Origin of the sequence: Nostoc sp. LEGE 06077 (genome assembly GCF_015207705.1) — a bacterium.
Classification (GTDB): Bacteria; Cyanobacteriota; Cyanobacteriia; order Cyanobacteriales; family Nostocaceae; genus Nostoc_B.
In genome coordinates, this window is the sequence record NZ_JADEWI010000005.1 from 88,377 (window position 1) to 101,025 (window position 12,649).

Annotated in this window: 7 protein-coding genes; 2 read left to right on the forward strand and 5 right to left on the reverse strand. The window is 41.9% G+C overall.

What is annotated here, in order from left to right; translation table 11 throughout:
* The first annotated feature begins 330 nt into the window (after nucleotides 1–330).
* Entirely contained in the window at nucleotides 331–2,682 is a 2,352-nt protein-coding gene (locus IQ244_RS05235) for a filamentous hemagglutinin N-terminal domain-containing protein (RefSeq protein ID WP_193890501.1), read from the forward strand.
* Nucleotides 2,683–2,742: 60 nt separating this feature from the next.
* Here IQ244_RS05235 and IQ244_RS05240 read toward each other — a convergent pair whose 3' ends face one another.
* From IQ244_RS05240 to IQ244_RS05260, 5 genes are all read right to left on the reverse strand, one after another.
* Nucleotides 2,743–3,522: a hypothetical protein gene (locus tag IQ244_RS05240; protein WP_193890503.1), complete on the reverse strand. Its 780-nt coding sequence runs from the start codon at nucleotides 3,520–3,522 to the stop codon at nucleotides 2,743–2,745.
* 346 nt (nucleotides 3,523–3,868) lie between these two features.
* On the reverse strand, nucleotides 3,869–4,243 hold the full coding sequence (locus IQ244_RS05245) for a hypothetical protein (protein WP_193890505.1): 375 nt from the start codon (nucleotides 4,241–4,243) through the stop codon (nucleotides 3,869–3,871).
* A gap of 111 nt (nucleotides 4,244–4,354) precedes the next feature.
* Nucleotides 4,355–6,079, reverse strand: coding sequence for an ABC1 kinase family protein (locus IQ244_RS05250; protein ID WP_193890507.1), 1,725 nt, complete (start codon nucleotides 6,077–6,079; stop codon nucleotides 4,355–4,357).
* Nucleotides 6,080–6,508: 429 nt separating this feature from the next.
* Nucleotides 6,509–10,954 (reverse strand): nitric oxide synthase oxygenase, encoded by a 4,446-nt coding sequence (locus IQ244_RS05255; protein ID WP_193890509.1) that lies wholly within the window; start codon nucleotides 10,952–10,954, stop codon nucleotides 6,509–6,511.
* Nucleotides 10,955–11,424: 470 nt separating this feature from the next.
* On the reverse strand, nucleotides 11,425–12,225 hold the full coding sequence (locus tag IQ244_RS05260; protein ID WP_193890511.1) for a PhzF family phenazine biosynthesis protein: 801 nt from the start codon (nucleotides 12,223–12,225) through the stop codon (nucleotides 11,425–11,427).
* Nucleotides 12,226–12,357: 132 nt separating this feature from the next.
* Here IQ244_RS05260 and IQ244_RS05265 point away from each other — a divergent pair, with 132 nt between their 5' ends.
* A complete protein-coding gene (locus IQ244_RS05265) occupies nucleotides 12,358–12,621 on the forward strand; it encodes a hypothetical protein (RefSeq protein ID WP_193890513.1) in 264 nt (87 codons plus the stop codon).
* Nucleotides 12,622–12,649 lie beyond the last annotated feature (28 nt).

Here is a 12,649-nt window from a genome sequence, read left to right on the forward strand (position 1 = left end):
CAAAAAAGAAGATTGAGAAACATTTTTCTGTAGTAAATATTAGAATGGAGTAAACTTTCTTTTACTATTAATAATAAGTTACGACAAAAAAATAAAAGTTTTCTCAATCAAAAAAAGCGGTATTGTCCCTATTTAAATAGGGACAATACCGCTTTTTTTTCATAAATTTAGTACTTTTTGATAAAACTCTTTTCTCTACAAATAAAGTTGCACAATAGCAGTAAAAATAAACGTTGACAAGAAACATAACAAACGAATTTTGTCAATTATTCAACAGATGCTTGCATTTTAAAAGTACAATCACAATTGTTCAGTGAGTTGTGTGGAGATATGAGCAATCTTCATTGGTTGTCAAGAATTTTAGGCAGTGCAATAGGTAGTGTTATAGCTTTTTCTGCTAACTCAACTTCTGCCCAAATCATGCAGGATGGGACATTGCCCACCAATTCTCAAGTCACAACCCAGAACAATACTACAATAATTACAGGGGGTACTCGCGTCGGTGATAACCTCTTCCATAGTTTTTTGAATTTTTCTGTCCCTGCTAACACTACAGCTAGTTTTCAAAATACTGCTGCTATTCAAAACATTATCAGCCGCGTAACAGGTAATTCTATTTCTGAAATTGATGGTACTCTCCAGGCTGGAGGTACAGCTAACCTGTTTTTGATTAACCCCAACGGAATTGTGTTTGGGTCTCAAGCTACATTAAATATTGGTGGTTCTTTTCTGGCAAGTACAGCTAGTAGGATTAACTTTGCTGATGGCAAGACATTTAGTGCCACAGATACACAAGTTTCATCTCTATTATCTGTAAGTATTCCCATCGGTTTACAATTCACAGCGATCGCAGCTCCTATCCGCAATCTATCTCAAGCAAGTCCCAATGGTGCAACTAATGTGATTCATCAACCTGTTGGCTTACAGGTGCAATCAGGTAAAACATTAGCACTAGTGGGCGGTGATTTATTCTTAGATGGAGGAAATATAACAGCGAAGTCGGGAAATATTGAATTAGGAAGTGTTGTGCCTAATAGTCTAGTTACTCTCAAGCCTATAAGCCAGGGTTGGGTCTTGGGATATGAAAATGTCAATAATTTTCAAAATATTCGACTAGTTCAACGAGTAGTTGGTAGCACTGCGGTGGGTTCTGTCCTAGATGCTAGTGGTGTAGATGGCGGTGGCAGAATTACAGTACAAGGTAACATTGTCGAACTAATTAGCCGCTATGCAATTGTTACAAGTCAAACTCTAGGTATGAGAGACGGCCAAGACTTAACAATTAACGCTAAGAACTTAATTCTTCGGGATGGCGCACAAATTCGTGTTTCTACTTTCAACAAGGGGGATGGGGGAAATTTGAATGTCAATGCTTCTGATTCAGTGGAGTTAATTGGTGGGGTTTTTGAGCCAGTTGCGAATCGTTCTATAGCCACTGCATTGGTGAGTGATACTGCTGGTGATGGTCATGCGGGTAATATTACAGTTAACACTAGTAGATTGCGCCTACAAAACGGCGCAGAAATTTCAGCTGGCTCTGGTGGTAATGTAAATTCTTCAACTTCGACCTTCATACCAGCTAGAGGTAACGGAGGAAATATCACAATAAATGCGTCTGATTCCGTGGAGATAACTGGTATCTTAGCAGTAGGTTTTCCTAGCAATTTGTCTGCCAGAACTAGAGGCCCTGGAGCCGCAGGTACAGTAACAGTTAATACAGCAAAATTATTGATCAGAGATGGCGGTATAGCTGTTACTAGTCGAATTCCAAGACTTCCACCTGATACTAAATATCAAGGAAATGTCAATGAACTAGGTAGAGCAGGTGAAATAAATATAAATGCTGGCTCTATTCTGCTGGATGAGAAAGGACAAATCACCTCTAATAGTCAAGGTGGTGGAGGTGGGGATATTACGTTGCAGGTGCAAGATGTATTATTATTACGCCGCAATAGTCAAATATCCACTAATGCAGGTACAGCCAATGCTCCCGGAAACGGTGGAAACATCACTATCAATGCACCTAATGGTTTTATTGTTGCTACTCCCCAAGGCAATAATGACATTACAGCCAATGCTTTTTCTGGTGCTGGTGGTCGGATTATCATCAATGCCAATAATATATTTGGATTTGTTCAACGGAGTCGTACTGACTTAGTACAACTCTTAGGTACTGAAGATTCTAGACAACTAAACCCTGGCAGACTACCAACTAGCGACATTACCGCCTTTTCGCAACAAAACCCTTCATTAAACGGTACTGTCCAAATTAACACACCCGATGTTGATCCCAGTCGCGGTTTACTCGAACTCCCCGCAGAACCGTTTGATGCTTCGCGTCAAATTGCCGCAAATTGTAAACCAGGGGGTAAATTCAAAAAAGGTTCTCTCATCTCCACAGGTAGAGGCGGAATTATACCCAGTCCCACAGATCCATTCATGGATGATTCAGTCTTAGTAAATTGGATTACTCTTGATGGTGAGAGTGAAAATAGCACTAGTAATCAGCCCTATCGGGTAGATATTCAAAAATTAGATGCTGTTAATAAGGAAACTCAAATTATTCCCGCTCAAGGCTGGCTGACAGATGGTAAAGGTAACGTAACTTTAGTTGCCCAAGCAGCAACTGTGACACCTCATAGTCCATTACTTAATCCGGCTGTGTGTGCTGCTAATTTGTAATTATTCATTAAAATGACAGTCTTATTGAATTAACTTCTACTTCCCAAGCCTCAAAAAGATTTAACTATAGAAAAAATCAAAGTCTTTCAGAGAAATAATTCTGGCTTTGTTTAAGCGGTAATGATAAGCCAATTTTCTTTGCAGTACTTCCCATTGGGTGCGTTCAGATTTACGATCAGAAGCATCAAGATGTTTTCTGACAGAATTAATCTTACCTAGCCAGAGGGGATTATATACTTTTAATCCAGCTTTAGCCGCTGCCATACCAATAGCGTTACCTTCACCAGAATGAATTCCATGTATTTCTAAATAACGCGCTATGGCATCCCAATATTTAATAAATGCTTCAGATTTTTTGCTATGTGCGGTAACAGCAAATAAAGATTCTCCGACATAGCTAACATTATCTAAAGATAAATCTAGCTTGGCAGCTATTTTACGAAGATATATCAATCTTTCAGGATTATATTTCTGTACGTGTTCTACTATATCTTCTATATGTCCCGCTGCTAGACCCTCTGTCTGCGGAATTTCTTGAGATACATCACCAACAATTTTTGTATCTGCATCAATTTGTATAGCTGTGGGAAAATGTTTTAAAGCTTCTTGGATGACAAATCGCTTGTCATGATAGCAATACAGAATTCCTGTTTGGTGCAATTTGAAAGCAAATACATTGGGAGAGTTTTGAAAAGCTTCAGGTTGATCTGTCCCAATTACTAATGTAGTTCCTGAAGAATATTTTTCTAGAGTTTCGGCGAGTTCTTTTGCTAAGTTACGATACTTAGCTTGAAAAGCAAGAGTGCAAAAGCAAAAATCTTGATTTAAGTAAGTAGGCATATAGTAAAGTAGTGACCAAAGTGACTTGAGTGAGGGACATAAGTGTATTTGGTAGTGCTTTCTGCTGGATAACCAACTTTACTAAATCTTTTTGGGTTTGCTATGAATCTGCTTGTTTGACAGCGTTTCTTAATCGGCTACGCTGTAATGCAATAGTGAGACTATATATCGTGTGTTTTAATTGAACTGTATCAGTATTCAAATGTATCACAAGTACCTATTGAAGTATTAGAAATTTTTGTAAAAAAACTGCCCCTTTAGCTTATTATCTATCTGATTTTGAGCAGATGATTTCAGTTGCGGTGAGCAGTTAATTGAATAATGGGATTTGTCAGTTTTAGTTTGTCTAAGACCAAGAATCTAAGTCGAGGGCTTGCATTCCTTTATTTTTGGCAAAACTCAGCATACTACCCAACTGCAACCACACCAGCAAGCAAGTTAAAAGACCGAGCGGTAAAGCAACTGCCAAAGCGAGTGAGGGAGGAAAACCAAAGATTGCAAAACCTGAATAGAGAAATAGACTAACGCCAAAAGTTATGCCTAAAAATGGCACTACTAACTGTCTAGAATCAAAACTAGGTTCAGCTTTTTCTGTGCTATCTTTGCCCCATTTCTGCACAATAACTTTGAGCGTACCAGATAAACCAAAGCCAGAGGTTACAGCGATAAATAACCCAACAGCTAGAAGAAAATAAGGTGGTTGTTGCGGGAAGTAGTACATATAAACTCCGAAGTATCTTAAAATCTAGAAAAATTTGTTTTTTGTAATAATGTGCTACTCAAAAAGTAGGAGGTAAAAGTACCTCCTGACCTAAGACCAAAAGTTGAATTTTTAGCGCATTACACCTGATGCAGAATTTCCTAAATTCACAAAGGCTGTAGCTTTTGGTAAAATTGCGCCTACTCCTTCTCTAGAAAAATCTGTTAACAAACCGATCGCCACATCTAATAAACGATTAGGCTTGATGTCATCTTTGACTAGATCCCACAGGCGTTGCACTTCTTCGGTATGCAGACGGTCATCTTCGGTCAAAGCTAATACTAACTGTCGCCGCAGAAATTTACCTTCTTCGGATAGTAAGAATTGCAAACCCATTTGGGCTGTAGGTAATACATCAAAGTTATCATCGGTGCGGGCGATCGCAATTAAATTTTCCAACCGCTGCCACTGGAATTTCCCATCTTTAAACAAGACATTCAGCAACCTTCGCCGTAATTCAGGAGACTCGCCTGTGAGTAAGCGTCGGGCAACATAAGGATAACCAACCTCTAAAATTTTAAAATTCCGGTTGAGGCTAAGGGCAATTCCTTCTTGTGTGACCAACGACCGAATAATTAGCGCAAACTTGGCAGGAACTCGGAATGGATATTCGTACATCAATTCAGAAAATTCATCGGTAACTGTTTTGAAGTTAAAATCCTCAACATTCTTACCAATAGCATCGCCTAATACTGCTTCTAATGCTGGTACAATCGGGCAAATATTCGTATCGGGAGTGAGAAAACCCAAATTGACAAAATCGGCTGCTAAGTCGAGATAGTCTTTGTTAACCAGATGGACTAAGGCATCTACCAAAGTTTCTTTGGTAGTTTCTTCTAACTGATCCATCATGCCAAAGTCGATGTAAGCCATACGACCATCAGGCATAGCAAATAAATTACCAGGGTGGGGGTCAGCGTGGAAGAAACCGAATTCTAACAGTTGGCGTAAACCAGAGGTGACACCAATTTGAATCATCGCTTCTGGATCTAACCCAACGGCGCGAATACTTTTTGTATCTGTGAGTTTGAAGCCGTTAATCCATTCCAGCGTTAAAACATGATTGCTAGTGTAACGCCAGTAAATTGCTGGGACTTTCACTTGGGGGTCGTTACGGAAATTCTTCGCAAATTTTTCGGCGTTGCGACCTTCGTTAATGTAGTCAATTTCTTCAAATAACTTTGTGCCGAACTCGTCCACAATTAAGGTTAAATCATGGCCAAGATTCAGCGGTAGCCAAGGTGCCAGCCAAGCCGCAGCCCACCGCATCAAATGCAGGTCTAGGGTGAGAGTTGGCCGGAGGTTGGGGCGTTGTACCTTCACCGCTACTTCTTCACCGCTCATCAAGCGACCACGGTAAACTTGACCTAAACTAGCCGCAGCTACCGGCGATGGCGATAATTCGCTGTAAACAGCGGAGATAGGACAGTCGAGTTCTTTTTCGATAATTGCGTATGCGATCGCATTATCGAAGGGTGGTAGTTGGTCTTGTAATTTCACCAACTCTTCTAAGAAATCTTTGCGGATCAAGTCAGGCCGGGTAGAGAGGGCTTGACCAACTTTAATAAAAGTGGGGCCTAGGCTAGTAAGTAGTTCTCGCAACTGGGTAGCTCGTTTTCCCCGATTCTGCTCTACTTGATTTTGCCACTCATCCCACTTTAGACTCAAAATGAATCCAGCAAAAGACCAGATAATTCTCAGCAAGCGTCCCCATGCCAGCCAGGGGCGGTAACGATAGTGACGAGCGATCGCTTCTGGATTGTAGCGCTTTAGCTGAGCAGGTTGATACTGACCCACGCTTTTGTTTGCCTCTTCAACTGGGAAATCTACACTTTTGTTTTTTGGTATCCCAAATTGCAAGTTAATTGCTCATTGGAGATAACCTTAGCTTTTTATAAAAAACTATTAAACTTTAACTTTTTTCGGTTACACACGCGGCGATAAAAGCCTACCGTGCTTGCCTAGCTTTTTTATCTTTTTCTTAATTATACTTTATAAAAGTACAAAAATTTTCCGCAAATATTTCCAAAACAGACTGGCAATAGTTAAAGAATTATTAAGGGCAAGGTATACCCTTCTGACAGTTCAGCGTCTATGGCCTACGCACAAAGATCGTCTGAGAAGATTGGGTGTAGGGGTTTTCGATACATACACCCCTATACCCCTACACTCTTATACCCTCGCTAAAACCCTTGATTTTTCGTTTTTATGCGTAAGTCCTATGCTTTACAGTTTCATACTTAGCTGTTGTGCCACCTCAGAAACTTGTGTATGATCATCGGCTGATTGATTGACTCGATTCAGCCATCTTTCGGCTTTGGAGTAGTTATCTTTCTGCACTTGTTTGATGGCTTGTTTATAATTGAGTGTTACTCCCCAAACATCAGATGTGAAGCGTTTTTCCTGTTTCATTTTGTCAAAGAACTGGACAGCTTCTAGGTGTGATAAACCACCTTCAGTATTGGCGATCGCTAACATGACTTCATAAACATCATCCGCCATCTTGGCATCGCCACAAACATAGTAGTGGCATTTAGGATGACTCAGCATTGCCCAAATTTCTTTTGTTTTTTGCTGCATCAAATTTTGTACGTAGATTTTGGCGTTGCCTTGGCGAGAAAATGCCACGTTTAATTCCGAAAGCACTCCCTGGTTGTACCATGTCTGCAATTGCTCCTGATACAGGAAGTCCTGGTGATTACGGCAACCAAAGTATAAAGTTGCATCTGCCAAGGGTTGTCCTTGTTGCCACAGGGCTTGTCGATATTGCAAAAAGCCAATTAACGGCGAAACCCCAGTACCTGGCCCTACCATCAACATCATTGCTTCTGGGTCACTGGGTGGACGGAAGGTGGAGGTACGAACGTCAATTCGTACTTTTGTGCCTACTTCCAGTCCAGCGAGGTAGTTAGAACAAAGTCCTTGCCGCACTTTCCCGGCATCGGTGGTAATTTGTAATACCCCAACTGTGATTTGAATTTCTTGGGGATGCAATAAGGGACAGGAAGAAATTGAATAGAGACGGGGTTTTTGTCTGGGGAGTAACTCTAGTAAGGCAGCGAGGGTAATCTTGGCTGTGGGAAATTCATCGAATAAGTCAGCCACGCTCATATAATTATCGGTAATATTTTTGGTGAGCGCGATGCTGTCTGGATGATCTTCATCTTGGCGAAGAATTTCTAACCAAGTTTCTAGGCGTTGCTTTTCTGTGTGGTTTGATGTGGCGGAGTGTAAATATGCCAATAAATCATTGAATGGTTCCCGTAAGGCCAAATCTAGTTCTTCATGCAGTACATGACCGATGGTTGTGGGTACGGGAATTGGGGGTTTGTCTTCGGTTTCCTGACCGTCGGCGGTGACGTAACTGGCACTAAAGTAAGTATCTTGGGTGACATTGAGGCGATCGCAAATTCGCTGCACCAACTCCGATGAATTACAGGGATACACTGCCACATGATCACCTGTTTCATACTTCAGGTTAGTATGAGCAATATCAAAGCTGATAAATCGGGTGGAACGGCTACCGGGAATTACTTCTTGCAGCAGTTCTTGATTGGCGACCACAGGGACGGCTATACCGCGATCGTCACTGCCGACAACACAAGACAGGTTGAGAACGTCGGCGGCATTTAACAATTTTACCTGCAATTGGGGTGCATGGACTGTAGTTCCATCGGCGGCTGTGGCATCTTCACCTAAGACACGGCTAATTAATCTCACCCACTGTTTGAATGTATCAGCCTGTCCTTTGATTTCGTCAGCTTTATGTAAGGGAGCGATAGAGTTGGCCCCTGAGCGAGACAGGGCTTTATCGACAGCAATGCCCGCCGCACAAAAGTGTTCGTACACAGTACTGCCCAGCCCTAACACAGAATAATTTAAACTCATCAGGGAACCGGGTGGTTGCTTTTTCAACCAATGCAAGAATCTTTTACCGTTCCCTGGCATTTCCCCATTCCCGAAGGTGGAGGTGACAACCAGCAGTAGTTTCTCCGAAGCTAAAAGGTCTGTGTTGTACTCATCCAGTTCCATCACCTTGGGACGATAACGACTTAATTGCCGTGCCACAGTCCGGGCAAAACCTTCGGCTGTGCCAGTTTCCGAGGCATATAAAATCAAAATGCGGTCTTGCTTATTGTCGTCTTCGGCAGTGAAATTCGTGATTTTTTCCAGGTCAATTCCATCTTCCACTGCCCAGCGATCGGCTGCATGGTGATAGGCAGGTTCTAAATAAAAGTCCCGTGTTTGGTGATGCCAAACTGGACAAGCGCTACCACCAGCCGGTGGCACAACCCAACCCCACTCTGCGGGACATTCTCTGCCGGCTTTCTTTTCCCGCAGGTCGTGGGCCAGGTATTGGCGCGAGGCCGATTGGTGGTCTACCATTGTTACCTTGGCTTTTTGGAAGGAGTGCAGAACGGCAATATTCAGTTCTAAGGCGACGCGATCGCGCCACAAGGTATGCTCAGAACTAGTATCTAATTGCAGTACTTTGGCGATTTCTTCGAGTTTGTTGTAACGCCCTTCTTCGATGAAATCACGCATGATTTCTGTACCCATATACCAGCCGTTAAAGGGGACGCAAGCGTAGGTAATGCCACCAATATCCATCCGAAAATTACTGATGGCAGGGATGGCATACCAGCGCAACCCTAAAGATTTGAATGCGGCAATGGTGGGATGTTCAATATCTATTTCTAAAATTTCGTCTTTGGGGAATTCATAGAGTTTCGGCTCCATTCCCGGTACTTCAATCACTATCGGTAAAATATCGTAGGGGGTGGGCGGCTGGGGTGGTTGCCAACCCAGTTTGATAATGGCTTTAGTTAAATCTAAGTTAGCGCGATCGCCGATCACACTGCCATCTGGTAGTTCGTAGGCGGCGTACCGCAGTAATTGCGGATTCCATACGCGGGGGCCCCACCGTTCTTTTGGTTGTTTGGGGCGGAAGGCGGTCATGATCACTTGAATATTGCCGCCATTCGTCCCTAAACGCAAATGTTCTAATAATTCTTGGAACATTTCATCAGGGTCGGTGATATGCCGACAATCGCGCACCACCATATTATTCCACTGAATCCGACCAATACACTTGGAAGCGTTACGCCAAGCTAACTGTGCGCCATAAGCCAATTCTTCGTAGGTATGATTATAAGCACCTGTGGCTTGAACTTCTGCTTGAATTTCTGCCCAACGTCGCCCTTGTTGTTCTGCTTCCCAACCTTGTTCTGTGGCAATTACTTCGAGAAATTGCTTGGCTTTTTTCAGTAGCCTTTCTTCGTTCAGCTTGGGCAATTTCATCACATTGGTTACGCGGTCAAATAATGTCTGCCATGCCAGCCGTAATTCTGGAGTAAAATTCGGCACGTATTTTTCAAATAAGACAAACATGGTGTCAGAAATGGCAGAGTATGCACAAGATGGTACTCCGACATTGCCGTGGATTTGTCCTAATAACCGCAGTTCCAGTAACAGTTCATCAGTGGTTTCACTTCTCAAGCAACGCATGAGAAAATCCAAGGATTGAAACAGATGCAGCGATAGGTAATCGATATCTGCCCTGCCAAAAATTGGTAACACAAAGGGATATTTTTCAAACAAGGTTTGATAAAATACCATCCCCATTTCTTGCTTGTTTTGGCTAAATACTTGCCAAGTCTCTGTCATCTGCTGGAGTAATTCTGGTGGCAAAGCGTCTTCATAACAGCGGACAGCCTCTACCATTGGGAGAATAATATGGGTATTAAAAAACTTGTAAAGTGCTGAGTTGACACCTTTCGCTAAATCTTGGCGATCGTATTCTTCGAGATAAGGAATGGAAGGTAACATCCACATCCACACTTGTCTAACTTTCATCCAGTGGTGGGGACGCATCCCAATATCCGCAAATAAAGCCCCGTAATCTTCGACTGTATCGAAATCATCGCCTTTTTCGTAAGGCACTCCTGTGAGTGGTTCGGAAATGATGTTTTGGGTGTCGGGTTGGAGTTGGTGAATACAGTAATCAAATAACTCATAAAAGTAATCTGGCATACTGTCGATCGCTTCACCAAAAATATGTTCTAATTCTGGTTCTTCTAGCAACAGTCGTTTAAAGAACTTTTCCATTTGCAGTTCTTTCCAAGCCCGCAGTTTATTCCAGACATCTTTGACAATCACTTCTTCTGCAAGTGTCAGGGTTACAGCTTCGGGAATTTCTATTTCTTGCTCGGTTGTTGAGGTTGGTTTGATCTGCAAGCGCGAAGGACTTTGCTGATTGGCTAATACCTTGACAGTATTGCTATTTACTTCACCGACCGTTTGGGTGATCCGTGTTTTCAGGGTTAAGTGGGGTGCTAGACTCCAGGTGGTAATCGGAAATTCTAGTTCAATGGAATTGTGTCCATTGAGAAAATCTTGAGCCGCAAAGGTAACTGTCCCGGCATCTTGCCAAGGTTGGGTCATGTCGCCTTGACGGTAACATAAAGTAATGGCGATCGCGCAATCCTTATAATTGGTTAAATTCAACAACCAACTTGGCTGCATTCGTGAAAACAGATCCTTGGACAAAATAGATTGTCCTTGCTCAGAAAGTATCTGTACACGACATTTATATTTAAAATCTCCTCCCGATGGAAAATCAGTGGCTGAGACTTCTGTTAAATGAATGAGTTGTTGATTGTTGTAATCCATGTTTAAAAAATTAGTGGGATGAATAGCAAGTTCAAGTTGATACCAAAAATTGCCGCAACACTGGAGTTACTGTAATTTCTGCGGAACTAAATATATGAAACTGAGACATCAAAAGCTTTGGTAGTAAAGGTTTAAAACCCTTACATCCTCCAACGAGAAATATCTTGTTGCCTATTTGGTTACAAACTGCTTATGAAAAGGCCAGCCAAGTCAGATTTATCAAAACAGTATAGAGGAGTCAGTCAGCAGAATTAAGAATTGATGGGAGTCCAATCAATTCTTAATTCTCAGTTCTGTCTTCTTCTTCAATAAACCTTTGCACATATACACTGACTCACAAATCCTTAAACGGGCATAAACTAAGTTTAGGCTTGAGTGCTAGATAATACATAAGATTGTACTATAGAGGTCTTTCAGTGTAAATCCTTACAATCTTACCGCCAAATTTCATTTCTTTTTCACTTTTTGTTTCAATCAGTAACTAATGCGCCTTGCATTATAGTAATTGCTTGACCAGAAAGGAGGACGCGATCGCCGCCATCATAAGACAACTTCACTACACCGCCCCGACTAGAGGCTTGATAAGCCAAGAATGTATTTTGACCCAAGCGATCGCGCCAAAATGGGGCTAGACAACAATGGGCTGCTCCTGTCACTGGGTCTTCATCAATACCGAGGGCTGGGGCAAAAAAGCGAGAAATAAAATCATATTCCGAACCTGGAGTATCTTTGCTGGTAACAATTACACCATCTCCAGGTAATGTTTTGAGGAGTTGAAAATTCGGCTGCATTGACCGTACTACATCTGCTGATGCCACTTCTACGAGATAACCGAGAGAATTTTGATAAACAGCTTGATAGTTTACACCTAAAACTGTACTGAGTTCCGGCGGTGCGTTCGCCACTTGGGAGCGATTTACAGGAAAATCTAGCTCAATCCATTCATTTTGTAGCTTGGCAATCAATAACCCGCTTTTAGTGTGAAATCGAGCTACTTCATCCCTTGATAAATGCCCTTCAGACCACAACACATGGGCGCTGGCTAAAGTTGCATGACCACAAAGGGGGACTTCTACTGCTGGCGTAAACCAACGCAGATTAAAGCCATCCTCTTGTTTGACCAAATAAGCCGTTTCCGACAAATTCATCTCCTGTGCTACCTGTTGCATCCAGCGATCGGCTTGTGGTGCAGGTAAAACACAAACAGCAGCAGGATTACCCGCAAAAGGTTTATTGGTAAAAGCATCGACCTGAGTAATGATTTGTCTCATAGAGTTACTCTAGAAGTGGTAGCTATATATATTTATCAAAAGTGCATGAGATATTTACGGATTATCAAAGATAAAGGTTATGTATTTACGCTGTAACGTAGATATTAGATAACGTATCTCACAGCGCGAGTAATGTTAAATCAAGACAAAAACTTGAGAATCACCATTATCAGAGGTATCTTTGCTACCATCCATTTAGCGCTCCTTGCTTCAGGATTAGTTGGCTGTTTGATCCAAGTACACAGCCCACCAGAACAGATTGCAACACCAAAAGAGCAATCTAACAATCAACCTCAACCACAGCCTGAGCAAGCTATCAAACAAGACAAAAATGATGATCATGATCAAGATGATAAAAATCATGATCAGGATGATAAAAACGATGATAAAGACTAAATAACAGAATTTATCCTTATTTTTAATT

What these genes read in the sequence shown, in the direction of transcription:
- IQ244_RS05235 (WP_193890501.1), top strand. Translation starts at nt 331, where the DNA reads ATGAGCAATCTTCATTGGTTGTCAAGAATTTTAGGCAGTGCAATAGGT.
- IQ244_RS05245 (WP_193890505.1), bottom strand. Translation starts at nt 4,243, where the DNA reads ATGTACTACTTCCCGCAACAACCACCTTATTTTCTTCTAGCTGTTGGG.
- IQ244_RS05265 (WP_193890513.1), top strand. Translation starts at nt 12,358, where the DNA reads ATGTTAAATCAAGACAAAAACTTGAGAATCACCATTATCAGAGGTATC.
- IQ244_RS05240 (WP_193890503.1), bottom strand. Translation starts at nt 3,522, where the DNA reads ATGCCTACTTACTTAAATCAAGATTTTTGCTTTTGCACTCTTGCTTTT.
- IQ244_RS05255 (WP_193890509.1), bottom strand. Translation starts at nt 10,954, where the DNA reads ATGGATTACAACAATCAACAACTCATTCATTTAACAGAAGTCTCAGCC.
- IQ244_RS05260 (WP_193890511.1), bottom strand. Translation starts at nt 12,225, where the DNA reads ATGAGACAAATCATTACTCAGGTCGATGCTTTTACCAATAAACCTTTT.